The sequence below is a fragment of the Clostridium sp. SM-530-WT-3G genome (genome assembly GCF_012843905.1).
Classification (GTDB): Bacteria; Bacillota; Clostridia; order Clostridiales; family Clostridiaceae; genus Clostridium.
This window is the reverse complement of record NZ_JABAGC010000042.1, coordinates 1-25296: the sequence shown is the minus strand read 5'-3', so window position 1 is coordinate 25296 and position 25296 is coordinate 1. Positions and strand designations below refer to the sequence as shown.

28 protein-coding genes, 3 tRNA genes and 1 rRNA gene are annotated in these 25296 nt (G+C 28.9%); 6 read left to right on the top strand and 26 right to left on the bottom strand.

Annotation, left to right across the window (positions count from 1 at the left end):
• From HF850_RS12970 to HF850_RS12925, 10 genes are all read right to left on the bottom strand, one after another.
• Nucleotides 1–89 (bottom strand): GTP-binding protein (locus HF850_RS12970; protein WP_202530955.1); only part of this gene is annotated, 89 nt, incomplete at its 3' end.
• Between the two features lie 60 nt (nt 90–149).
• Nucleotides 150–225, bottom strand: a tRNA-Thr gene (locus tag HF850_RS12965).
• Between the two features lie 76 nt (nt 226–301).
• Nucleotides 302–922, bottom strand: a complete 621-nt coding sequence (gene sigH, locus HF850_RS12960; RefSeq protein ID WP_169105862.1) for an RNA polymerase sporulation sigma factor SigH — start codon at nt 920–922, stop codon at nt 302–304.
• Nucleotides 923–1009: 87 nt separating this feature from the next.
• A complete protein-coding gene (locus tag HF850_RS12955) occupies nt 1010–1522 on the bottom strand; it encodes an NYN domain-containing protein (RefSeq protein ID WP_169105861.1) in 513 nt (170 codons plus the stop codon).
• A gap of 13 nt (nt 1523–1535) precedes the next feature.
• Nucleotides 1536–2387 (bottom strand): 23S rRNA (guanosine(2251)-2'-O)-methyltransferase RlmB, encoded by an 852-nt coding sequence (gene rlmB, locus HF850_RS12950; protein WP_243159494.1) that lies wholly within the window; start codon nt 2385–2387, stop codon nt 1536–1538.
• A gap of 26 nt (nt 2388–2413) precedes the next feature.
• Nucleotides 2414–2827 carry a ribonuclease III domain-containing protein gene (locus tag HF850_RS12945; protein ID WP_169105860.1) on the bottom strand — a complete coding sequence of 138 codons (414 nt, stop codon included), beginning with the start codon at nt 2825–2827 and terminating at the stop codon, nt 2414–2416.
• Nucleotides 2828–2878: 51 nt separating this feature from the next.
• The gene (gene cysS / locus HF850_RS12940; RefSeq protein WP_169105859.1) at nt 2879–4279 is read right to left on the bottom strand and encodes a cysteine--tRNA ligase; all 1401 of its coding nucleotides are present in this window, start codon (nt 4277–4279) and stop codon (nt 2879–2881) included.
• A 13-nt stretch (nt 4280–4292) separates the two neighbouring features.
• The gene (locus tag HF850_RS12935) at nt 4293–6005 is read right to left on the bottom strand and encodes a proline--tRNA ligase (RefSeq protein WP_169105858.1); all 1713 of its coding nucleotides are present in this window, start codon (nt 6003–6005) and stop codon (nt 4293–4295) included.
• Nucleotides 6006–6371: 366 nt separating this feature from the next.
• Nucleotides 6372–7046: a 2-C-methyl-D-erythritol 4-phosphate cytidylyltransferase gene (gene ispD / locus HF850_RS12930; RefSeq protein WP_169105857.1), complete on the bottom strand. Its 675-nt coding sequence runs from the start codon at nt 7044–7046 to the stop codon at nt 6372–6374.
• An 18-nt stretch (nt 7047–7064) separates the two neighbouring features.
• Nucleotides 7065–8183, bottom strand: a complete 1119-nt coding sequence (locus HF850_RS12925; protein WP_169105856.1) for a PIN/TRAM domain-containing protein — start codon at nt 8181–8183, stop codon at nt 7065–7067.
• A 260-nt stretch (nt 8184–8443) separates the two neighbouring features.
• Here HF850_RS12925 and HF850_RS12920 point away from each other — a divergent pair, with 260 nt between their 5' ends.
• The gene (locus HF850_RS12920) at nt 8444–8845 is read left to right on the top strand and encodes a DUF1573 domain-containing protein (protein ID WP_169105855.1); all 402 of its coding nucleotides are present in this window, start codon (nt 8444–8446) and stop codon (nt 8843–8845) included.
• A 43-nt stretch (nt 8846–8888) separates the two neighbouring features.
• Here HF850_RS12920 and disA read toward each other — a convergent pair whose 3' ends face one another.
• Together disA and radA are read right to left on the bottom strand one after the other, a co-directional pair.
• A complete protein-coding gene (gene disA / locus HF850_RS12915) occupies nt 8889–9953 on the bottom strand; it encodes a DNA integrity scanning diadenylate cyclase DisA (RefSeq protein WP_169105854.1) in 1065 nt (354 codons plus the stop codon).
• 200 nt (nt 9954–10153) lie between these two features.
• Complete coding sequence (gene radA, locus HF850_RS12910; protein WP_169105853.1) at nt 10154–11533, bottom strand: DNA repair protein RadA; 1380 nt, start codon at nt 11531–11533, stop codon at nt 10154–10156.
• A gap of 183 nt (nt 11534–11716) precedes the next feature.
• Between radA and HF850_RS12905 the strand changes: the two genes are divergently transcribed.
• Both HF850_RS12905 and HF850_RS12900 read left to right on the top strand, forming a co-directional pair.
• Nucleotides 11717–11884: a hypothetical protein gene (locus HF850_RS12905; protein ID WP_169105852.1), complete on the top strand. Its 168-nt coding sequence runs from the start codon at nt 11717–11719 to the stop codon at nt 11882–11884.
• Between the two features lie 185 nt (nt 11885–12069).
• Nucleotides 12070–12297 (top strand): glutaredoxin family protein, encoded by a 228-nt coding sequence (locus HF850_RS12900; protein WP_169105851.1) that lies wholly within the window; start codon nt 12070–12072, stop codon nt 12295–12297.
• Between the two features lie 89 nt (nt 12298–12386).
• Here HF850_RS12900 and trxB read toward each other — a convergent pair whose 3' ends face one another.
• The 5 genes from trxB to HF850_RS12875 all read right to left on the bottom strand — a co-directional run bounded on the left by trxB (nt 12387) and on the right by HF850_RS12875 (nt 18007).
• Entirely contained in the window at nt 12387–13367 is a 981-nt protein-coding gene (trxB, locus tag HF850_RS12895; RefSeq protein WP_347564436.1) for a thioredoxin-disulfide reductase, read from the bottom strand.
• 128 nt (nt 13368–13495) lie between these two features.
• Entirely contained in the window at nt 13496–15937 is a 2442-nt protein-coding gene (locus HF850_RS12890; protein ID WP_169105849.1) for an ATP-dependent Clp protease ATP-binding subunit, read from the bottom strand.
• Between the two features lie 24 nt (nt 15938–15961).
• Complete coding sequence (locus tag HF850_RS12885) at nt 15962–16978, bottom strand: protein arginine kinase (protein WP_169105848.1); 1017 nt, start codon at nt 16976–16978, stop codon at nt 15962–15964.
• Nucleotides 16959–17537 (bottom strand): UvrB/UvrC motif-containing protein, encoded by a 579-nt coding sequence (locus HF850_RS12880; RefSeq protein WP_169105847.1) that lies wholly within the window; start codon nt 17535–17537, stop codon nt 16959–16961. The genes HF850_RS12885 and HF850_RS12880 overlap by 20 nt, the downstream gene beginning before the upstream one ends.
• Nucleotides 17538–17551: 14 nt before the next feature.
• On the bottom strand, nt 17552–18007 hold the full coding sequence (locus HF850_RS12875) for a CtsR family transcriptional regulator (RefSeq protein ID WP_169105846.1): 456 nt from the start codon (nt 18005–18007) through the stop codon (nt 17552–17554).
• Between the two features lie 237 nt (nt 18008–18244).
• On the opposite strand from HF850_RS12875, the gene HF850_RS12870 reads away from it, so the two are divergent.
• Nucleotides 18245–18889, top strand: a complete 645-nt coding sequence (locus HF850_RS12870; RefSeq protein WP_169105845.1) for an MBL fold metallo-hydrolase — start codon at nt 18245–18247, stop codon at nt 18887–18889.
• A 38-nt stretch (nt 18890–18927) separates the two neighbouring features.
• Here the strand turns inward: HF850_RS12870 and HF850_RS12865 are convergent, their stop codons facing one another.
• The 6 genes from HF850_RS12865 to HF850_RS12840 all read right to left on the bottom strand — a co-directional run bounded on the left by HF850_RS12865 (nt 18928) and on the right by HF850_RS12840 (nt 22318).
• On the bottom strand, nt 18928–19098 hold the full coding sequence (locus HF850_RS12865; protein ID WP_169105844.1) for a 4Fe-4S binding protein: 171 nt from the start codon (nt 19096–19098) through the stop codon (nt 18928–18930).
• A 123-nt stretch (nt 19099–19221) separates the two neighbouring features.
• A complete protein-coding gene (locus HF850_RS12860) occupies nt 19222–19425 on the bottom strand; it encodes a heavy-metal-associated domain-containing protein (RefSeq protein ID WP_169105843.1) in 204 nt (67 codons plus the stop codon).
• An 11-nt stretch (nt 19426–19436) separates the two neighbouring features.
• Complete coding sequence (locus HF850_RS12855; RefSeq protein ID WP_169105842.1) at nt 19437–20342, bottom strand: stage 0 sporulation family protein; 906 nt, start codon at nt 20340–20342, stop codon at nt 19437–19439.
• Nucleotides 20343–20345: 3 nt separating this feature from the next.
• Nucleotides 20346–21278 carry a DNA polymerase III subunit delta' gene (locus HF850_RS12850; RefSeq protein WP_169105841.1) on the bottom strand — a complete coding sequence of 311 codons (933 nt, stop codon included), beginning with the start codon at nt 21276–21278 and terminating at the stop codon, nt 20346–20348.
• Between the two features lie 149 nt (nt 21279–21427).
• Nucleotides 21428–22072, bottom strand: a complete 645-nt coding sequence (gene tmk, locus HF850_RS12845) for a dTMP kinase (protein ID WP_169105840.1) — start codon at nt 22070–22072, stop codon at nt 21428–21430.
• 63 nt (nt 22073–22135) lie between these two features.
• Nucleotides 22136–22318 carry a sigma factor G inhibitor Gin gene (locus HF850_RS12840; protein WP_169105839.1) on the bottom strand — a complete coding sequence of 61 codons (183 nt, stop codon included), beginning with the start codon at nt 22316–22318 and terminating at the stop codon, nt 22136–22138.
• A 173-nt stretch (nt 22319–22491) separates the two neighbouring features.
• On the opposite strand from HF850_RS12840, the gene HF850_RS12835 reads away from it, so the two are divergent.
• Both HF850_RS12835 and HF850_RS12830 read left to right on the top strand, forming a co-directional pair.
• Nucleotides 22492–23658: a M20 family peptidase gene (locus tag HF850_RS12835; protein ID WP_169105838.1), complete on the top strand. Its 1167-nt coding sequence runs from the start codon at nt 22492–22494 to the stop codon at nt 23656–23658.
• 128 nt (nt 23659–23786) lie between these two features.
• Nucleotides 23787–24734 carry a magnesium transporter CorA family protein gene (locus HF850_RS12830; RefSeq protein WP_169105837.1) on the top strand — a complete coding sequence of 316 codons (948 nt, stop codon included), beginning with the start codon at nt 23787–23789 and terminating at the stop codon, nt 24732–24734.
• Between the two features lie 102 nt (nt 24735–24836).
• Here HF850_RS12830 and HF850_RS12825 read toward each other — a convergent pair.
• The 3 genes from HF850_RS12825 to rrf form a co-directional block, all read right to left on the bottom strand.
• Nucleotides 24837–24911, bottom strand: a tRNA-Cys gene (locus HF850_RS12825).
• Between the two features lie 5 nt (nt 24912–24916).
• Nucleotides 24917–24992, bottom strand: a tRNA-Phe gene (locus HF850_RS12820).
• 5 nt (nt 24993–24997) lie between these two features.
• Nucleotides 24998–25114 (bottom strand): 5S ribosomal RNA (rrf, locus tag HF850_RS12815).
• Nucleotides 25115–25296 lie beyond the last annotated feature (182 nt).

Here is a 25296-nt window from a genome sequence, read left to right as displayed (position 1 = left end):
GCTGTTAAAGTTGTCTTACCGTGGTCAACGTGACCGATTGTTCCAATGTTAACATGTGGCTTACTTCTTTCAAATTTTTCTTTTGCCATTGAAAATTCCTCCTTTAATTTTGTAATAAACCTTGCCTAGTGTTTTTTTATTATTTTATTTGGAGCTCACAATCGGGATTGAACCGACGACCTCCACCTTACCAAGGTGACGCTCTACCAACTGAGCTATGTGAGCGTTCAGAATCTTTCTGTTCCTTGATATACCAATTATAAAGTTTACTATTATTTTTTTTGTTTGTCAATATAATTTGTCACTTTATATTAAGGCATTTCTCCAATTTTCTCTTAACTCTCTGAAGCGCATTATCTATTGATTTTGAATGTCTTTCTAAATCACATGCAATCTCCTGATATGACTTACCATCAAGATACGAATTAAGAACTTCAAGTTCCAATCCTGATAAAACTTTTGAAATCTTTTCTTCAATATATTGCATCTGCTCTTTGCTTATTATTAACTCTTCTGGGTCAGAAACTTTTAATCCTGTCAAAACATCTAACAATGTCTTTTCAGACTCTTCTTCATATATCGGTTTGTTTAAAGATACATAAGTATTTAAAGGTATATGTTTCTGTCTAGTAGCAGTTTTTATTGCAGTTATGATTTGTCTTGTTATACATAGTTCTGCGAAAGCTTTAAATGATGTTGACCTTTCAGGTTTATAATCACGTATAGCTTTATATAGACCTATCATTCCTTCTTGATAAATATCTTCTTTATCTGCCCCTATTAAAAAGTATGATTTAGCTTTAGCTTTTACGAAATTTTCGTATTTTGAAATTAAGTATTCCTGCGCTCTGTTATTGTCAGCTTTAGCTTCCATAACTATTTCTTCATCTTGTTTATCTTTAAATTCTAAATACGCATCCAACTATACACTCTCAACTCTCTTCTTATTTTAAACTGCATTATCATGTAAACAATTATACCCCAGTAAAAAAGTATAAGTCAACTTCCACTACTTACCACGTCTAAGTGCCTCTAAAATTTCTACTATACCTTCATCTATATTATCCGCAATACTATTCTTATGACTTCTTTTATTCACATCTGTCTTAATTTTTATTTTCTTTTCAACTTCAGTTACTTCATTATAAAATTCTAATGATGACATCCTTACAGCACCTCTTTGAAATACAGTCTGCTGTTCTAAATTATCAGATGTAACAACTACAATTTCATGCTTTCTTCCAAGGGTATTTACTTTTCTCTCAATATAACTATCTGCTGTTTCTCCATCTTTTGTAAAAACCACTGATATGTTCTTACTTATTTCTTCTTTCTTTTCAATGCTTCCATGTACTTTATGTGCATCAAAAACAAGAATTATTTTACACTCATTGAATACTGCATAATTATGTAACTTATCAATAAGAGATTGACGCGCAGCTTCAAAACTAAAGTCCTTTTTTTGTTTTAAATCTGGCCAACTATTTACTACATTATAACCATCAACAAAAATAGTCTTCACCTTGTCTACCCCTTTACTTTAAGCGACCCTTTAAAACTTCATACATCATTATTCCGCCAGCTACAGATGCATTTAATGAATTTATTTTTCCTACCATAGGTATTTTTATAAGTTTATCACATTTTTGAACTGTAAGTTTTGAAATCCCTCTTCCTTCATTTCCGATAATAAGTGCACAAGGTCCGCTATAATCCACTTGGTAACTATATTCTTCTGCCCTTATATCAGCTCCATATACCCATATTCCTTCTTCTTTTAAAGCGTCTATTGTAGCATTTAAATTTGTAACTTTAGCTACCTTAACATGTTCTATTGCTCCTACTGAAGACTTATAAACAGTTGCCGTTACTGATGCACTTCTTCTCTTTGGAATTATAATTCCGTGTACACCAAAAAGTTCAGCAGTTCTTGCTATAGATCCTAGGTTGTGAGGATCTTCAACTTCATCAAGTATAACTATAAAAGGTGCTTCTCCTCTTTCCTTTGCTAAATCTAATATATCTGATACTTCTGAATACTTAAATGGTGTTACTTTGGCTATTACACCTTGATGTGCTTCACCATCACACATTCCATCCAATTTTCTTTTATCAACTTCTTTAATTAATATTTTCTTTTCTTTAGCCATACCAACTATAGTATTTATGGATCCTTCAAGTTTATTATTAGATATATAAAGAGTTTCTATAGTTCTGCTATCATTTTTTAATGCTTCTATTACAGCATTTCTTCCAATTACAATATCTTCTCTTTCTTCTATTATGGCTTCATTTCTACTATTTCTAGTTTTTCCTGATTGTTTTGGACCATTATTTTTCTTAACCTTATTTTCTTTAGTATTTGGTTTCATCTTTTTTCCTTGCATTATAGGTCCTCCTTTCAATTATGCTTTTACTTTATAACCTCAATGCTTTTATTTAACACAAATTGTAATCTTTCTTTATTCCCTGATAGGTATAAATATCCAACTAAAGCTTCAAATCCAGTTGCCATTCTATAATCTCTTACATCTGCATTCTTTGGTACTGTTGGAGATTTTGCATTTCTTCCTCTTTTAAATACAGACATTTCGTCTTCATTCAACAACTCCTCTAATTCATGCATTATAATAGATTGGCTTTTTGCTTTAACATAACCAATAGCTTTTATATGCATTTTATTAGCATTTAGTGATGTATTATTGCTTAATATATAGTTTCTTATAAAAATTTCATAAACCCCATCACCAATCAGCGCTAATTGAAGCGGATTTAATAACTTAGCTTCTGTTTCTGTAAATTCTCTTATTCTTAAATCATCTAACATTATAATTCTCCTTTAAATAAGGGTTGCAATTATGCAACCCTTATTTTATAATTAATCAACCTTTTTCCATCTAACACCTTGAGGTGTATCTTCTAGAACTATATTTCTAGCCTTTAAGTCATCTCTTATTTTATCTGCTAAAGCAAAATCTCTATTCTTTCTTGCTTCTTGTCTCTTATCTATAAGTTCTTGAATTTCTGCTTCAAGTGTTTTGTCTTCTTTCTTTTGAAGAATTCCAAGTGGACCACCAAGTTCTCTAATTAATGCTTCTGCTTTTTCACATAATTCCTTTGAAGAATTTATATTTATATTATTGTTTATATCTTTAGTTAAATCAAATAATACTGATATAGCATCTGCAGTATTAAAATCATCATCCATTTTTTCAATATATTTTTCTCTATATTTTCCTAATGAATTTAAATATGCTTCTTCTTCAGAATCCATTTTTTCTTTCTTAACTTCATTAGCTAAATTTTCAAGATTATTTATACAATTATATAATCTTTCAACAGATGATTTTGCTGAATCTAATAATTCTTGGCTGAAATTAATTTGTGTTCTATAATGTCCTGATAACATTAAAAATCTTATAACATCTGCATCATATTTCTTTAATGCATCTCTTGCAGTTATAAAGTTATTCTCTGATTTAGACATTTTCTTATTATCAACATTTACAAATGCTGCATGAACCCAATAATTAGCGAATTTCTTTCCTGTCACAGCTTCACTTTGAGCTATTTCATTTTCGTGATGTGGGAATTTTAAATCCATTCCGCCACCATGAATATCAATAGTATCACCTAATAAATCTCTTGCCATGCATGAGCATTCAATATGCCATCCTGGTCTTCCTAATCCCCAAGGACTTTCCCATGCTGGTTCACCTGGTTTTTGCTTTTTCCATACTGCAAAATCCATAGGGTCTTTCTTTCTTTCGTCAACAGATATTCTAGCACCAGCTTGTAAGTCTTCAAGGTTTTGACCACATAATTTACCATAATCCTTGAATTTTTTAGTGCTGAAATATACATCTCCATCTATTTCATAAGCATATCCAGCCTCTATCAAGTCTTCTACAAACTTTATTATATCCTTCATATGTTCTGTTGCTCTTGGATTTACAGTAGCTCTTTCTATTTGTAGACCATCAGCATCTTGATAATATTCATCAATGAATCTATCTCCAAGTTCTTTTACTGTTATACCTTCTTGGTTAGCCTTATTTATCATTTTATCATCTATATCTGTAAAATTTTGAACAAATTTAACCTTATACCCTCTATACTCTAAGTATCTTCTTATTGTGTCGAATACTATAAAAGTTCTACCATTACCAATGTGAAAATAATTATATACAGTTGGACCACATGCATACATTTTAACTTCACCAGGAACAATTGGTACAAATTCTTCTTTTTTTCTAGTTAAACTGTTATATAGCTTCATCACTTTACCTCCACTATTTTAATTTTACGTTATTTTTTTCGAATTCACCCTTAACTATATTACATACATCACTTATTTTAACTACTTCCATTTCGCCATCTCTAAGTTTGAATTCTACTTCTCCATCACCAATTTTCTTACCCACAGTAACTCTCATTGGTATTCCCATTAATTCAGAGTCTTTAAACTTAACTCCTGCTCTTTCATTTCTATCATCTAGAAGTGCTTCAACTCCCATAGAAATTAATTCATCATATAATTCATTTGCAACTCTTACTTGTTCTTCATCTTTAACATTTACAGGAATTACAGATACATGATATGGAGCAACTGCTAATGGCCATATTATACCATTTTCATCGTGATGTTGTTCTATTATAGACGCCATTGTTCTTGTAACTCCTATACCATAACATCCCATTACAAATGGCTTTTCTTTTCCATCTTCATCTATAAAGTTAGCATTCATAGCTTCTGAGTATTTAGTTCCAAGTTTGAATATATGACCTACTTCTGTTCCTCTAGCTATTGTAACTGTACCACCACAATCTGGACATTTTTCACCAGCTGTAACGTTTCTGAAATCTCCAACTGTTCCTTCAAAGTCTCTTCCATAGTTAACATTATCTATGTGGTATCCAGTCTTATTTGCTCCTACTATAAAATTATACATATTAGCAACTTCTTCATCTACTAATAGTATATCCACTTTTATTCCTATTGGCCCTGCAAATCCTACTACTGCATTTGTAGCATTTTGAACTTCTTCATTACTTGCAAGTTCTAGACTGTTTACTTCACCAATTGCATTAGTAACTTTAACTTCATTAATTTCTCTATCGCCTCTAACCATTACAGCAACAATTTTTCCATCTGCATTGAATAATATAGTCTTTGCAAGTTTCTTAGCATCTTTCCCAAAGAAAGCAGCAACTTCTTCTATTGTTTTTGCATTTGGTGTTTCAACTTCTCTTAATTCTAAGAAATCTTGCTTTTCTTCTTTTTCTGGAGTACATGCAGCCTTTTCTATATTAGCTGCATAGTTACAGCAATCGCAGAATACAACATCATCTTCACCAACTTCTGATTTAACCATAAATTCTGCTGAATTAGCTCCACCAATAGCACCAGAATCTGCTTGAACAGGCTTTGCATCTAATCCACATCTGTTAAAGATTTTTACATATGCATCGTGCATTTTATTGAATGCTATATCTAAGCCTTCTTGATTTCTATCAAAACTGTATGCATCTTTCATTATGAATTCTCTTGATCTCATAATTCCAAATCTTGGTCTACGTTCATCTCTATATTTTGTTTGAATTTGATATAAATTTAATGGTAACTGCTTATATGATTTAATTTCATTTCTAGCAATATCAGTAAATACTTCTTCGTGAGTAGGCCCTAAACAGAAATCTCTATTTCCTCTATCTTTTAGTCTAAACATTTCAGCTCCATATGCATCCCATCTTCCTGATTCCATCCATAATTCTGCTGGTATCATAGCTGATGCTAAAAATTCTTGAGCTCCTGCAGCATCCATTTCTTCTCTTACTATGTCTTCTACTTTTTTAAGTACTTTAAGTCCAAGTGGCATATAGTTATATATTCCTGCTGCCATTTTTCTCATCATACCCGATCTTAGCATTAATTTGTGACTATCTATTTCAGCTTCTGCTGGTACTTCTCTCAATGTTGATATTAACATATTAGACATTTTCATGATTCTAATTCCTCCTAAATGTGTATTTATAAATTATTTATGATATATACTTCTGATCATAAATATTATCTTTACTAAAAATTTTATTATTAAATATAAAAACAAAAAACTCGCCCCTAATATACATTAGGGCGAGTTATATCGCGGTACCACCTAAATTTGTTCTCTTAATAATGATAACGGTATTAAACCGATAGTTTTTCTATAGCTCCAAAGCTGGTTCAAAGTCTGTTAAAAGTCTTACAGCCTAGGGACTTTTTCTCTTAAAGTCGACTTCTACTATTCTTCATCATCGCCTAAAATCTTCATTTTATTTTAATTAATTATAACTTTTTAAAATTTGACTGTCAATATAACTAACTTATTCTAATTCTTTACTAAATATTGAGCCAATATCAAATCTTCAGGCGTTGTTATCTTTATATTTGTATATTCTCCATCATAAAGATATACTTTATTTCCAAAAAGCTCTGCAACCATAGTATCATCAGTAACTTGAATATTCTGTTCTTTAACTTTTTCATGACATTCACATATCATATTATAATCAAATACTTGAGGCGTCTGAACTGCAACAAGACTGCTTCTAAGAGGAGTATCTATGGAAAAATTCTTATTATCTTTAATTTTAATTGTATCTTTCGGCATGACCCCTGGTGCTGCTGCTTTATATATTTCAGCATACTTTATACCTTTATCTATTATCTCATCAGATATAAAAGGCCTTGCACCATCATGTATTAAAACAATATCAGACCCTTCAGCCTTCTTTAATCCATTATATACAGAATCCTGTCGTTCTTTTCCTCCAAATGCCACTTCATCTACTCTTAAATCATATTTTTCTAAAACTTCTTTTTTACAATATTCAATTTCATCTTCTGGAATAACGAGTATTATCTTATCTATAAATTTATTATCTATAAATTTTTTCAAAGTATAATAAAGAATGGGTCTGCCATTCAAATCAATATATTGCTTGCTTGTAGCAGAACCCATTCTCTTGCCTCTTCCTCCAGCTAATACAATTACACTAACCATACAGAAAAGCTCCTTATTTTAATTATCTTTTGGTTTTGCAAAAATCATTCTTCCTGCAGCAGTCTGTAATACTGATGTTACTATTACTGCTTTAGTTGTTCCGATAAATTTCTTTCCACCTTCAACTACAATCATAGTACCATCATCTAGATATGCTACTCCTTGGCTTGACTCTTTACCATCTTTTACTATATCAACAACCATTTCTTCACCTGGTAAAACAACAGTTTTTATAGCATTTGACAATTCATTTATATTCAGAACAGGTACCCCCTGAAATTCTGCAACTTTATTTAGATTGTAATCATTAGTAATTACCTTACCATTTAATTTCTGCGCAAGTTTTAATAATTTTGCATCTACCTCTGCTATTTTAGGAAAATCATCATCTACAATTTTAGTTTCTATAGTAAGTTCTTTTTGTATTTTATTTAATATATCTAGTCCTCTTCTTCCCCTATTTCTCTTAAGGGCATCAGATGAGTCTGATATATGTCGTAGTTCATCTAATACAAAGTTAGGAATTACAAGTGGTCCTTCAATGAAGCCAGTTTCACATATATCAAAAATTCTTCCATCTATAATTACTGATGTATCTAAAACCTTTGGTATACCTGTAAATCCTCTTTCTTCCTTTCCATCTTTTTGCACATCTTTTAATTTCTTTTCTTTAACAAGTTGCTTTTTCATATTTAAAATCAAGCCTGTTATATCTTCCTTTTTCTTGGTAAAAACTTCCCAACCAATTATCGCCACAACAATATTTAGTAAAGTAAATAGTAATGGTCCAAATATAGTATGGATTCCATTTATAGGTTTAGCTATAAATGTCATTAATATAAGCCCTAGTATAGCTCCAGCTCCCCCATAAATTATTTCTGTTATTGACATCTTTTGCATGCTCTTTTCAATATAATCAACTATATTTGAAATAGCCTTATATATTGTTGGGGAAATAATATATAAAATAAGTGCGAAAATAATAGATATTATAATAATAAATATAATTCTTGAAAAAGTTGTATTAAAACAATTTAAATTTTCTATCTGTGGTATTAAAAGTAGTAATTGTGCTATAACATATCCAACAATTAATCCAATTGCTGAAAAAATTCCTCTTACAATCTTCTTTAACACACACTTCACCTCCCCTTAAATTATTTACATATTCCATTTATTTTAATCCTTTTCAATTGAACTACACTATATTGTTAATTATAACATACATTGGTTTCATCTAAAATGAATAAATTATTAAGTTTAATTAAATTGTCCCCCTATGAATTTGACTCTTTTTTGTGTAATATATACACATATTTAAAATGATTAAATTATTTTGTTTATTTACTAATTTATGTTTATAAAAAATTATCTTTTAAGATAAGGAGCTGAACAATATGAAGGATATTATATTTGATAATTTTCAAGATAGTGTGGATAACTGCTTAATACGACACAGAAGTATATTAGATGTTCTTACAAAATATACTGAATCCTCTTCTAGAATAAATAGATCCGTTGCAAAAGCGGTCACTAATTGTGGATGTATTCAAATAAATGCATCTAAGCAAAAAACTCTTAAAGAGAATTATTCAAATGAAAATGATATAAAAAAACATTTGAATCCTCATATTACTGGTAAACTTTGCGACGACTGCCGCGAAGTAATTGAAGAAGAAATAGGAACTAATTTATTTTACTTAACTTCCTTATGTAATCAATTAAATATAAATTTATATGATATTTTATTACAGGAATATAATAAAAACCAAACTTTAGGCAAATTTAATTTAAGATAAAACAAAAGAGGATGGCATATTAATTAACCATCCTTTTTACTTGTTAAATTTCTTTTTTAAGTAACACTTGTTCTTTTATTCTCTTTAATCCGTTCTTTATAGCTGTCGCTCTTGCTTCTCCTATACCATCAACCTTGTCAAGTTCATCTATATCAGCTTCTACTATATAACTTAACTCTTTAAATTCTTTTATTAAATTTTCTATTACATTTGCTGGTATTCTAGGAACTTTACTTAATATTCTATATCCTCTCGGAGAAATTAATGTATCCATAAGTGGTATACCTGCAAAGCCTAATGTTCTTGCTATTGCATCTAAGTCTAATAACTCAGTTGAATTAAGCTTTTGTATATGTTCATAAGCTTCATTATAATCCAAACCTTCTTTACAATAATCTCTTATTAGTAAAATTCCATCTCTTTCAATATGTTTTATAAGCTCATTCATCTGCATTGAAATAAGTCTTCCTTCATTCCCTAATTCAAGAATATACATATTAATTTCTTCTACAATTCTCATAACCATTTCAGTCCTCTGAACCGCACTAGACACATCAAATAGAGTCGTTAAATCTTGAAATTCTAATAAGTTTAAGTTATTTATATTACGTTCTAAGACTGCTACATATTTTTCTAAAGTCTGTATTGCCTGATTGGCTTTTCCAAGAATAACACTACTTTCTCTTAAAACATATTTAATATCACCTTTATACATAGTTATGATATTTCTTCTTTGAGATATAGCTATCACTAGATTATTTGTCTGCTTTGCCACTCTATGAGCAGTTCTATGTCTTGTACCAGTTTCATAAGTTGGTATTGAAGAGTCTGGGATTAATTGAGTATTTGCACATACTATTCTTTTTAAATCCTCTGTTATTACTATAGCTCCATCCATTTTAGCTAGTTCATAAACATAAGATGGTGTATATTCAGAATTTATGTAAAATCCACCGTCGACAATTTCCATTACATCCTCGTCATCTCCGATTACTATTAATCCTCCAGTTTTTGCTCTTAATATATTATCTATACCTTCTCTTAGTTGAGTGCCTGGGCACATTATCTTTAAGACATCTTTTATTCCTATACCCTTTTCTAATCTCATACACTCATCCCTCTTCTCAAAATTAATTATAGTAATTTTTATATAATTAAACATGCAAATCTTCATCTGCATTAATATTCTTAAAATGTAAACTCCAAAAACTATAATACTATAATAGACTTAATCTCTCAATGATATTTAGTAAATTTGATTATTCTTAATTTATAGTATTAACAAAATAATATAATACCAATATTTTACTATCTGTTATAAACATTTCTTATTACATCATTTAGTGTTTTTAATTCTATTATTTCTATTCCTTTTATATTTGGTTTTTTTACAAAAGATTCTTTTGCAACGTATACACGTTTAAATCCCATTCTAGCAAGTTCTTTTATTCTACTTTCTAGTGATGGAACTTTTTTAAGTTCTCCTGTAAGTCCCACATCTGCAATAAAAGCAATTGTTGATTCTATTCCCTGCTGCTTTACTGAGGAAACAATACTCATAATTACTGCAAGATTAATTCCTTGCTCTCTTATCTTTATTCCTCCAGTAGTTTTAATTATAACATTTTTATCGTATAAGCCAATTCCACCTCTTTGTTCTAATATTGATATAAGTGTATTTAGCTTATCTTTTCCTAAAGTTTCACCTATACGAGTTGGATATGGTGTAAAGCTCTTTGATACAAGACTTTCTATTTCTGTTATTATAGCTCTTGTACCCTCCTTTATAACAGTAAGAGCACTTCCAGATACTATTTCACCCTCTTCTCTTTTTGTCATAAAAAACTCTGATGGATTATCTATAGATAATATTCCCTCTTCACACATTTGAAAAAATCCATTTTCAATTCCACCAAATCTATTTTTCGAACTTACAAGAACTCTTAATTCTTCATCATTATCATCTTCTATTATTAATACTGTATCAACTAAATGTTCTAATGCTCTAAGACCAGCAAGCTCATCATTTTTAGTCATCTGGCCCACAATAATAACAGCTCTTGGTCTCTTTTCATTCTTTGCTACTTGAAGCAAAGCATTAGCACATTCCATAGTCTGAGTAGGCGAACCAGCTCTTGCTGGAAGAAATGCCTCCATAGTAAATGTCTGAATACTATCTATTATAAGTAAATCTGGATCTATTTCCTCTACCGAATCCAATACGTTATCCATACTAGTTTCTTGAATAACCCAAATATTTTCATTTATTTTATCTAAAATTCTATCTGCTCTATTTTTAATTTGACTATCACTTTCCTCACCAGAAGCATATATAACCTTAAGTCCCTTCTTGGCAACTGCATTAGAAATTTGAAGTAATAAAGTAGATTTACCAGCACCAGGTCTAGCAGTAATAATAGTTATAGAATCCTTAACTATTCCTCCACCCATAACTCTATCAAATTCATTTATTCCAGTAGTTATCCTATCACTTTTATTTGATACAACATCCATAAGCTTTCTTACTGGTTTCCTAGAAGCTTCTCTGACTTTTGCAGATTTAGTTTTCACTACATCTACAACTTCTTCCTCTAATGTATTCCAGCTGTTACAATCAGGACATTTTCCTAACCATTTTATACTCTCAAATCCACAATTAGAACATCTATATAATGTTTTTCTCTTCATTAACTATCTCCCTTAGTAATAATCCGTTTTTATATTCAAAGTATTGCCTATATTAATTATATCATAATCATTCTTTTTTAATTAAGCTGTAATTTATTGCTGAAAATATATTTAAATTTTTAGCATAAATAAAGCAATTATTGCAAAAACTATCCATAAATAAACTTATAGGAGCGATAATTTATGGTAGATAAGTCTTATATTGATAATATCCCTGATCCAAAATCAAACATATTACATGATTTAACTCAACACAATTTAACTAATTTATCATCTGACACATGCAGTCAAGGTCAATTTAATAATCTAATTTTAAATTCAAATCTTGATAACTCTCAAATTATAAAATAATATATAAATTAACATATTGATAAAAGGTAAAATATATTCTATAATTTACTTAATAATAATTATCAGTTAAAAAATATTTTCGGAATTATCCAAGAAAGCTTTTTAACTGATAATTAAATGTTAAAAACGAGAGGAGGAATCAATCAATACTATATAAAATCATATAGCACGATTGATAAGTATTTATGATTAAAGTTTATACTACAGATTCTTGTCCTTGGTGTGACAAAGCTAAGAAATTTTTACAATCTCAAAACCTTGAATATACAGAATTAAATGTTCAAGATGATATGGAAGCAAGAGAAGAAATGATTAAAAAATCTCGTCAAATGGGAGTTCCAGTTTTAGATATTGACGGGAATATAATAGTAGGATTTGATAAACCTGCTATATTAAAAGCTTTAGGTAAATAATCCATAAAATAATTTTATACTAATAAAGAGCTGAACTTAAGTTACATATTACATATATATTTAAGTTCAGCTCTTTATAATTTATATAATTAATTTTTTTTATATTCTGTTATAAATTTTTCAGCATTTAAAAGTGATATAGTTCCATCTGAAACAGCAGTTGTAATCTGTCTATACTTCTTATTTCTTACATCTCCAGCTGCATAGACACCTTTCACATTAGTTTCCATGTCTTCATTTGTAATTATATAACCATTTTCAGTTAAATTTATAAATTCCTTTAATTCATCTGTCTTAGGCTCAGTTCCTACATATCCAAAGATAGCTGATAATTCTAATTCACTCTTTTCACCTGTTTTTGTATCTTCTATCACCACAGATTCTAAGAATTCATTTCCCTTAGCCTCTACTAAATGCTTATTAAATAATATTTCAATCTTAGGATTGTTAAGAACTTCTTCCATAAGCATTTTTTCTGCATTAAAGTAGTCATAACGTCTTATTAAGTATACTTTCTCTGCAAATTTAGTTAAGAATACTGCTTCTTCTAATGCAGAATTCCCCCCACCAACTACACCTATTTTTTTACCATTATACATTGCACCATCACATACAGCACAATAATGAATACCACGTCCATTAAACTTACTTTCTTGCGGAATAGGTAACTTCTTTGGTTGAGCACCTGTAGCTATTATTACAGCTTTAGGTTTATATATATACGATTCAGTTTCAATAATTTTTTCATCATCAGATAAATATACTTTTTGTATTAAATCAAATTCATCTATAACAGCACCAAATTCCTCTGCTTGACTTTGAAATAAATCAGCTAATTCACTTCCTTGTATAGATTTAAATCCAGGATAATTTTCAACAATATAGCTGTTTCTGACCTGTCCTCCTAATGTATTATTTTCTAATAGTAATGTATTTAAGTTAGCTCTTCCTGCATATATTGCTGCAGTTAATCCAGCAGGGCCTCCACCAATTATTATTAAATCTAATTCTTTAATTTCTTTACTCATATCTTCTTTTCTCCTAAATAATGATGTTTTTTCTGATTTTATCACTATTATTTATTTTTGTGTAGAATCATTTCTATTTAATATAAATATTCCATTAATTATTATATTTAATAAATAACATAAAAAGGAGTGAAAGTGAAATATATAAAATCACCTTCAATCCTTTCTAATTAACTTAATCTACTAAATACAAGCTTATTTTCTAGTTCGCTTACTTTTACTTTATCCCCAATTTGAATATTTCCTTGTAAAATTTCTTCACTTAATCTATCTTCAACTTCTTTAATAATTATTCTTCTTAATGGTCTTGCTCCATTATTAATATCAATGCCTTTATTTAATAAGAACTTCTTACTATCATCTTCAAAGTTTAAATAAATTTCTCTATTTTCTAATCTTTCTTTTACTGATTTAAGCATTAAATCCATTATCTTATCTAAATCTTCATCTGTAAGCTTATGGAATACTATAGTATCATCTATTCTATTTAAAAATTCAGGTTTAAATTTCTTTTTAAGTTCTTTTAATACATTATCCTTCATTTTTTCATATTCAGACTCTTCATTAACTTTAGAAGTAAATCCAATAGAGCTTTGCTTCTTGATTTCATGTGCTCCAACATTAGATGTCATTATTATTATTGTATTCTTAAAGTTTACAACTTTTCCTTTTCCATCAGTAAGTCTTCCATCTTCCATAATCTGAAGAAGTATATTAAATATATCTGGATGAGCTTTTTCTATTTCATCCAAAAGAACAATTGAATATGGTTTTCTTCTTACTGCCTCTGTTAATTGTCCTCCATCATCATGGCCTATATATCCTGGAGGTGCTCCAATTAATTTTGCTACAGAATGACTTTCCATATATTCAGACATATCAACCCTTATTATACTATTTTCATTACCAAACATAGCTTCTGCCAATGCTTTTGAAAGTTCAGTTTTTCCTACACCTGTTGGTCCAAGGAATATAAAGCTTCCAATAGGTCTTCTTGGATCTTTTATACCAACTCTTGCTCTTCTTACTGCTCTAGCTATTGATTTTACTGCTTCATTTTGTCCAATTACTCTTTTATGAAGTATATTTTCCAAATTAAGTAATCTTTCACTTTCAGATTCAGTTAATTTTTCAATTGGAATATTAGTCCATAATGAAACTACACTTGCTATTTTTTCTTCATCTAATATCAAAGTTTTATCTGATGTTCTATTTGACCAATCTTTCTTCATGTCTTCAAGATGGTTCTTTACTTCTTTTTCTTTATCTCTTAAATACGCAGCTTTTTCAAAATCTTGAATCATTATTGCATCTTCTTTTTCCTTATCCAAAGAAGCAATCTTATCTTCTAGTTCTTTTAAATCTGGTGGCGTAGTCAAGCTTTCTATTCTTACTTTTGCTGCACCTTCATCTATCAAATCTATAGCTTTATCTGGCATAAATCTATCATTTATATATCTATCAGATAAATTTACAGCTGCTTCTAATGCCTCATCAGTTATCTTTACTCTATGATGAGCTTCATATTTATCTCTAAGCCCTTTCAATATTTGTAAAGTTTCTTCTTTAGTAGGTTCTCCTACTGTAACTGGTTGAAATCTTCTTTCTAATGCAGCATCTTTTTCTATATGCTTTCTATACTCATCTATAGTTGTAGCACCAATACATTGAATCTCACCTCTAGCTAATGCAGGTTTTAATATATTAGATGCATCTATAGCACCTTCAGCTCCACCAGCTCCAATTATAGTATGAATTTCATCAATAAATACAATAACATTTTTATCTTCTTGAATTTCTTCCATAGCTTTCTTTAATCTATCTTCAAATTCTCCTCTATACTTTGCACCTGCAACCATTGAAGTAAGATCTAAAGAAACTATCCTTTTATTTTTTAATATTCCTGGAATATTTCCTTCAATAATTTTTTGAGCCAATCCTTCTACAACTGCTGTTTTTCCTACACCAGGTTCTCCAATTAAACATGGATTATTCTTTGTTCTCCTGCATAAAATTTCTAATAATCTTTGATTTTCAGAATTTCTTCCTATTACAGGGTCAAGTTTACCTTCTCTTGCTTGTTCAGTTAAATCTCTACCATACTTATCAAGCATAGGTGTATTCTTTTTCTTTGTATTAATCTTATCATCTGAATCACTTGATTTATCTTCATAATTTCCAGTTAAGAAAGCCCTAAGCTCCTCTTCTACACTTGAAAAATTAAACTTCAAGCTTTTTAAAATAGTATAAGCCATTCCTTCTTCTTGACTTATCAATGCTAATAATATATGTTCAGGGCTTACAAATCTATGATTCATTTTCTTAGCCTCTGTAAAACTCTCATCTAATAATCGCTTAGTTCTAGGTGTTAATAGGACATCATCTCCTGTCTTTATAACATCCCCATATCCTAGATATCTCTTTAGCATTTCTCTTATATTGTCAATTTCAATTCCATACTTTTTTAATAATCCAGCAGAATATCCATCTTCTTTTAATAATCCAAGAAGCATGTGTTCAGTTCCCACATATCCATGTTTAAATTTTTCAGACTCATTTTCTGCTTCAAGTATTACTACCTGTGCACGTTCTGTCAATTTATTATATTCCATTTCTTCTAACCCTCACAATCCTACTTAAGATAATATTTCCTGCACATGTCTTGCCCTTTGATGCTTAATTTCTTGTTTACTCAATGGTATATCAAATTTATTTTGAATACTAATATCACTAGAACTTACTAATAATTTATTTAGTTTACGCTTATCTATATCTAATAATGATAACTCAGTTCCAAGCCTTACCATAGATAAACATTCTAACATTTCTTTATGGTCTAAAAGAATTGCTGATTTTAGCACTCCAAGCGCTCTAAATATTTTATCTTCTATTTCATATCTACATTTGCTAATAAGAACTTCTCTATATTTCTTTTCTTCCTTTATTATATTAATAACTGCTTCTTTTAGCCTATTTATAATCTCCTCTTCTGTAAGTCCAAGAGTAATCGTATTAGATATTACATACAAATTTCCTACTATATTATCATTCTCTACATATACTCCATTAATATCTATTCCTGCATTCTTAAAATCTTTTATAATAGTTTTTATTTCTTTATTCATAGTAAGAGCTGGAAGATGTATCATTACTGATGCTTTTAATCCAGTTCCTACATCACTTATATTGGAAGTAAGATATCCTAGCTGTTCATCAAACGCATAACTAATAGTATTTTCTATCTTATCATCTATTGCTATTGCATATTTCAATGTTTCATTTAAATTAAATCCAGAATTTATACATTGTATTTTTATATGATCATTTTCATTAATCATAATACTTACTGTTTCATCTTTATTTAATATAAAAGACCCTTTATTTGCATTTTTAACAAGCTCACTACTAATTAAATACTCTTCAACGTATTTATTAAATGTATCTTGATCTTCATTCCACATATCATAAAGAACTATATCATTCTCCTGAAGTTGAGATTTTAAAGCATTATAAACCATTTTCCCATTTTTTCTGCTTTCTATAAAATTCATTTTTTCAGGGAACTGCATTTCTTGAATATTTCTAGCAAGCCTCACCCTGCTATTTAAGACAATATCATCATTATTTACCTCATTAAAAATCCAATTTTTCATTATACTTTTCCCCTTCTATCCCTGTTTCATTATCTTTTATGTTACTCTCAATAATACAAAGTTCTATTTCTTTTATTTCATCCCTCACTATAGCTGCTTTTTCATATTCTTCTTCTTTAATCAATATCTGCAATTGTTGTTTTAAACTCTTCAATTTATTACGTTGAAGTAGTTCTTTTCCACCAATCTTAGGAATTCTACCTACATGCTTAGCTCCAGCTTGAGAGTCTTTAATTTTATCATTAATTATATTTCTAAATATTCTGTAACATTCCTGACATCCTAGACTATTTGTTTTTTTAGCTTCTTCAAATGTCATTCCACATTTGCTACAAACAAGTTTTTCTTCTTTTTTTGCTATATCTTCAACACTTGATATTAATCCATTTATCATTTCCTGAAATGGAAAACCTGCTCCTTCACCGATTGGTTTAAGGAATGGTATGCTTGATATATTCTTTGCACACTCTTCACATAACCATATTTGCTGTTTTTCTCCATTAACTACTTTAACTAAATTAATTTTTGCTTCGTTTTTTTTACATTTTTCACATAACATAAATATCCCCATCCTTAAGATAAAATTATCATAATCATGCCTTTTAAAATATCTGCTCTCACTTTATTCTTATCATTAGATGAAACCAGACTCCTGTCATTCACAGCCATCTTCATTATTTCACATTCTCTTGGATTAATAATTTCTGATTCTTGTAAATGATCTAATAATGCACTTGCATTATGATATGTTATTGTATTTCCGATACTTTCACTTATAAGTTCTTCTCTTTTGCTAGAACTATCATGATCAATCTGTTTTATAGCTATGTGGCCGCCTCCACCTCTTTTACTCTCTATAAGATAACCTTTTTCATAGGTAAATCTTGTTGTAAGTACATAATTTATTTGTGAAGGAGCACATCCAAAATGATCTGCCAGTTCATTTCTTTGTATAAAAATCACATTTTCTTCATTATCAATAAACATCTGTTTAATAAAATCTTCTATTACATCTGAAAGTCTTGCCATAACCTCACCCACTTAAACTCTAATCTAAATATTTGTTTTTGACTTACTTTGACTTTATAATATTATACTACTATTTTTTTGTATTTCAAACAGTTTCTTTATTTTCTTAAATATACGAGTATTTTTATATTTATGTGTAAAAATATACTTTAGAATCACTAATCAATATTATTATATCTTTTTTTAATATTTATATATTACTCATTATTAATTATTCTATCTGGAGGTTATTTTTTAATGCAAATTATTTGGTATGGACATTCTTGTTTCCTTATAAAAACATCTAATGGTAAAAGAATACTTATGGACCCTTTTGATAATTCATTAGGCTATAAAACTGATTTTCCCAAATGCGATATTGTAACCATGAGTCACTCACACTTAACTAATTCATATTTGAATATTTTAAATTATAAAACTAAAATAATCAATTCAATTGGAGCTTTTAATTTAAACTATTTAAATATTGTTGGAATAAAAACTTTTCATGATAATTGTAATGGTCTTAAGAGAGGTTCAAATATAATATTTTTATTAAAATTCGATAATGTTTATATATGCCATCTTGGTGATTTAGGACACATTCCACCTGATTACATTTTAGATAAGCTAAAAAATATAGACGTTTTATTTATTCCAATTGGAGGGCATTTCACCTTAAATGGCAATGAAGCATATGATTTATGCTCATTTATACAGCCAAAGCTGATAATACCTATGCACTATAAAACTAATACTCTTAAAATGAATTTAGATGACTGCAAAAACTTCTTGATTCACATGCCTGTAATTGAAAAAATAAACTCTAATTTATTAAATATCAATAATATAAGTGATGATTCATTAATGAAAACTATATTATTAAAGCCACCTTCTATATAAGAAAAGAGATCGTCAATTACGACAATCTCTTTTTATTATTATTCTTGGTTAGGAGCTCCAACTGGGCAAACATTTGCACAGTTTCCACATTCGATACAAGAATCTGCATCTATAACGAATTGAGTATCTCCTTGGCTTATAGCGCCAACTGGACATTCTCCAGCACATGCTCCACAACTAACACATGAATCATTAATAACAAAAGCCATTTAACACACCTCCTAATAAATTGTAGTATTAACCTCTTACATTTTAACATGTATCCTAATGTTTTTAAAGCACTTTATAATACATATCTTTTTATTTTTGGATTATATATTACCAAACAATCATCAAATTGTAATATACCCTAAATCTTCTATTATATCTATTATTTTTTCTAAACTGATGTACATATCATTATATATAACAGTTATCTCATTCTTCTTTATAGAAGTTTGTATTGCTATAATACCTTCGCTGTTAATTACAGCATCTTGTATAGCAGATGCATCTCTTTGTGACTTCATATTAATGATTTTTATTACTGACTTCATTAGAAAGCCTCCTATTTTTCATTAATAAGATTTTTTATAAGCTTTTTATCTTCTTCTGATTCAGCAATTAACTTTATATTAGTATCTTCTATGCTGTCTTCATACTCACCTGATACAAGCTCAATATCAGTAATTTTAAATTCTTCAACTACTTCTTCATCGCCTTTTTTAAGTTTTACCTTAACTAATTCTTTAACTATTGAATTGCCAACAACAGGACCAGTTCCTTCTTCTGTCTTAACAATTGCTCCAACTTTAGGCAATCTTTTTCTTATATCTTCATATGTGTTTTGTTCATAATTTAAGCAACACATAAGTCTTCCGCATATACCTGATATCTTAGTTGGATTTAATGAAAGGTTTTGCTCTTTAGCCATCTTAATTGACACTGATGCAAAGTCTCCAAGGAATGTTGAACAACACATTGGTCTTCCACATGGCCCAAGGCCCCCTATCATTTTTGCTTCATCTCTTACACCTATTTGTCTTAATTCTATTCTTGTTTTAAATATTGTAGCAAGATCCTTTACTAATTCTCTAAAGTCAACTCTTCCATCTGCTGTAAAATAAAATATAACTTTATTATTATCGAATGTATACTCTACATCAATTAACTTCATATCAAGTTTATGTTCTTGTATCTTTTTTAAGCATATATCTAAAGCTTTTTTCTCTTTATCCTTATTTTCCTTATGCTTGTTAATATCTTTTTCATCAGCAATTCTTATAACACTTTTTAGCGTTGATACAATTTCTTCTTCCTTTATTTCTTTTATTCCAACGACACATTCACCGAATTCTATTCCTCTTGCTGTTTCAACTATTACATAATTACCTTTTTCTATATTTAAATCTGCAGGGCTAAAATAATATATCTTACCTGCTTTCTTAAATCTTACTCCTATAACCTTTATCATTAACTATACCTCCGCAAATCCCATAAGTAGCACACTTATAGTCATTGAATAATTTGTGTTACTGTTAAAATTTGTTCTTGCTTCTTCTATGTATTCTAACATACTATTCAGCTTTTTATAAGTTATACCCCTTGATATTTGTTTTATTTTGTCAGCCTTATCTACATTTATAATTAAATCAATTTTATTTAGTTCCTTAAATATCATAATATCTCTTATAAATAATATAAGTATATCTAAAAATTCTGTTTTTTCATCCTGTAAGTTTTTTAATAATTCCTGATATTTAATTACTATATTACTGCTCCTATTTATTATGTCTTCAAACAAATCAGTGCATATTGCTCTTAAGTTCCTTAATCCTTCATCTCCTAAGAATCTATCTATCTTCCCTGGAATTCCTATACAATATGCAATTACTGCCTGCTTATCCTGCTCACTAATTTCTGGATACTTTAAATCTATGTATTCAAGTATTTCCTCTTTAGATAATGGTGTTAACTTATACACCTGACATCTTGATTGAATAGTATCAAGTATATTTTCTAAAGAATCACTTAACAAAATTAAATATACACCATCTGGTGGTTCTTCAATAGTCTTTAAAAGAGCATTCTGAGCTTGAACAGTCATTTTATCACATTTATATAAAATTAGTATTTTCTTATCCCCTTCATATGGTTTTTTATTAACTTCTTCTATTATATTTCTAACATCATCTACACCAAAAGACGATGCTTTAGGATAATATCTTACGATATCAACACTCTCTACTCCATCTCTTGGTTTTATAATTTTATTAGCTATATATTTAGCCAATACACTTTTTCCTATTCCATCACATCCAATAATAAGATTTGCATGAGAAAATGAATTATTCTTCTCTCTCTTGTCTATTCCATCACGTATATTTTTATGTCCAAGTATCATATTCAATATATATCTCTCCTTAGATACTATATTTTTATAACTAAGTTAACTCCATGTACAAATACTTTCACTTTTTTTATATTTATTTAATCAAATATTTAAATTATATTTTCTTATATAAACACTATTTGTATTTGAATATAAAATCTTTATTATTAATTACTATATTTTTTTTCTAATATAGGTGCTAATATGTTTTCTATATCAACTAAAACCTCTTCTTTAGACTTTTCTGCATTTATTTTAACTATTCTGTCTTTATTAGCATTATAAACAGTATTATAACCTTCTCTTACTTTTTCATGAAAATCAATTTTCTCTAAATCTAATCTATTTACTTCTCTATTCTTATTTATACTTATTCTTTCAAGACCTACTCTAGGGTCAAGATCAAATAATATAGATATATCTGGCATATATTCATCTATAGCAAATTTATTTATACTCATAACTTCCTCTATTCCTAAATTTCTAGCATAACCTTGATAAGCTAATGATGAATCTACAAATCTATCACAAAGCACAACAGCTCCTCTTTCTAATGCAGGTATAACCTTCTCAATAAGATGCTGTCTTCTAGCAGCTGCATACAATAACGCTTCTGTTCTACCATCCATGGCAGTGTTATCTTTATTAAGAATAACTTGTCTTATTTCTTCTGCTATCTTTATTCCACCAGGTTCTCTTGTTTTTACACATTCAATTCCTTGTTCTTTTATCCATTCGTATATTGAATCTATAGCAGTAGTTTTTCCAGTTCCTTCTCCACCTTCAAAAACTACAAATAAACCTTTTTTCATACATACCTCACTATTTCATATAATATTTATATCAATATATACAAAAAACTTATCTTTAATTACTTACATATTCTCATCAAATAATATTATTTTAATTTTATCTTTGTACATATCATAATTCTTATCAGAAGTATTTGTATTTACAATCTTTTCTTCACATTGTCTACAAATCATTTCTCCATTTATTATTATACCATCACAATTAGTATCTCCACAGAAAAAACATGATTTATTTAAATTTTCCATAATAATTCCCCCTTAAATCTCAACTAAAAGTATTCTATTTTATTATTAACTTGACTACATTAAAGATTATTGACCAATAGATAATTGTTAATTCAATCTTTCGTAAAAATAATTTTTTAATAATCAGGTTACAATAATAAAATATAGAGTCTTTAAAGGAGGCAGTGTAACTTATGAAACAAGAAACCATTTCATTTTTATCTACATGTGAACAAGATATAAAGGAATTATGTACTTATTTATATGAAAATCCTGAAATAAGCTATAATGAGTATAAATCTTCAAAATATATCTGTAATCTTCTAGAAAAATATAATTTTAATATAGAAAAAAATATTCTTGGAATAGAAAACTCCTTTATTGCTCAGAAAGGCAATGGTCATCCAAAGATATGTTATCTATGTGAATACGATGCAATAGAAGATTATGGCCATATTACTGGTCACAATATGGTTACATCTATATCTGTTGAGGCTGCAATTGGTTTAGGAAATTTAATAGATAAAGGTAATCTTAATGGTTCTGTTATTATAATAGGATGTCCTGGAGAATATTTAGGTGGAACAAAAAGTACTATGGTAAAGCAAGAAATATTTGATGATATAGACGTTGTAATGGTTGCCCATCCTGATACTTCAACATGTGAAAGTGGATCATCTTCAGCTATAATTCCAGTAGGCGTAAAATTTTTTGGTACGAACGGCTTAAGCTTTTTAAATAAAAATACATACAATTCATTAGATGCTGCTCTACTATCTTTTAATATATTAAATTCTTTAAAAAAAGGATTCCCTGAGAATTTAGATATAAATTCAGTTATATCTAATGGAGGATATACACCTCTGTTATTACCATCAGAAGCTGAAATCAAATTTTATATAAGAGCTGGTAATACAAAACTTGCTGAATATGGTGATAGTACAATAAGAAAAATTATCTTAACAGTATGTGATCTAACAGGAATTTCAAGCAAGTTCTTCTTATATGAATGTCCAAATAAAGAATTAATAACAAACCGTACTTTAAATAGATTATTTAGTCATAACTTAAAAGAACATGGCATTATAAATATAAATCCTCCTAAAGATATTTATGCTGGTTTAAGTCTTGGAGATGTAAGTCATAAGGTTCCATGCATACATCCCTATATTTCTATAATTGAAAATAACAGTTCTATAAAATATGGAAGTAAAGAATTTGCTAAAGCAACAATATCAGAATTTGGACTAAGCCAATGTCATATTGCAGCAAAAGCATTATGTTCTACTGCAATTGATTTAATGGAGAACGAAAAGTTACTTAATGAAATAAAAATTGAATTCTATAATGCTATAAAATAAATAATCTATAATTAATTAAGCCTACACATATGTTATAATGTAGGCTTGATTTTATATATTTATAATTTGTTTACAAAAACCTCAATAATAGTATAATTATAATTGGACTTATTAAGGAGGTGTTCAAATTGATTCAAATATATAAGAGTGAAAGTGAATTAAATTCAAATTTGAAAACAATTGATACTATAGAAAATGGTTCTTGGATTAATATAGTTGCCCCCTCAGATGAAGAATTAATACTTATTTCAAAAAAAACTGGAGTATCTTTAGATTTTCTTAAATCTGCTCTTGATGATGAAGAAACTTCCCGTATTGATATGGAAGATGATTGTTTATTAGTTATCGTAGATATTCCTTTTACTGAAATGGAAGATAATTCACTAACTTATGATACTTATCCACTAGCAATAATACATACGGAAAAGCAACTTATAACAGTATGTCTTAAAAATAGTAAAGTACTGACAGACTTCGCCAATGAAAAAGTTAAGTCATTCTATACATTTAAAAAATCAAGATTTACATTACAAATTTTAAATAGAATATCAACATACTATTTATTATATTTAAGGCAAATTGATAAAAAAAGTTTAATGATAGAAAAAAGACTTCATAAATCAATGAAGAATAGGGAACTTATTCAGCTTCATTCATTAGAAAAATCTCTCGTGTATTTTTCAACTTCTTTAAAAGCCAATGAAATAACGTTAGAAAAAATGTTAAAATTAGAATTAATGCAGAAATATGAAGAAGATAAAGATGTTTTAGAAGATGTTATTATAGAAAATAAACAAGCTATAGAAATGACTGAAATTTATAGTAATATCTTAGCAAGTACTATGGATTTCTTCGCTTCCGTAATATCCAACAACTTAAATATAGTTATGAAAGTCTTAGCTTCAGTAACCATACTTATGGCTATTCCAACAATTATGAGTGGTATTTACGGAATGAATATAAGTTATCTTCCATTTTCTCAAAATGAACATTCATTTTACATAGTAATGGGAATGACCCTTGGAATATGTGCTATTGTAGCATTTGTTTTATACAAAAAAGATATGTTTAATTAAAACATATCTTTTTATTTTTATATAAATTTCTAATTCTATTATTCTTAATATTAAGAAATATTTTATACAAAAAAGAACTTGAATTATTATTCAAGTTCTTATTGGAGGCGCCACCCAGATTTGAACTGGGGAATAAAGGTTTTGCAGACCTCTGCCTTACCACTTGGCTATAGCGCCATATATGGTGGCTCGAACTGGAATCGAACCAGTGACACGAGGATTTTCAGTCCTCTGCTCTACCGACTGAGCTATCGAGCCATCTTACCTCGCAACTTCCTACTCTTCCACACGGTCTCCCATGCAGTACCATCGGCGTAATAGACCTTAACTGTCCTGTTCGGAATGGGAAGGAGTGTTACCTCTATGCCATCATCACGAGATACTTTGATTTCCCAAATCTATGATTTGGCTGAAATCTTGTACTCCTCAACTCTGTTGAGTGAGTTTCCTTTGAAAGATTATTGTTCTTTCAAAATTGCATACAATTATTAATGTATTTGCAACTTTTATTTGGTCAAGCCCTCGACCTATTAGTATCAGTCAGCTAAATACGTTACCGCAC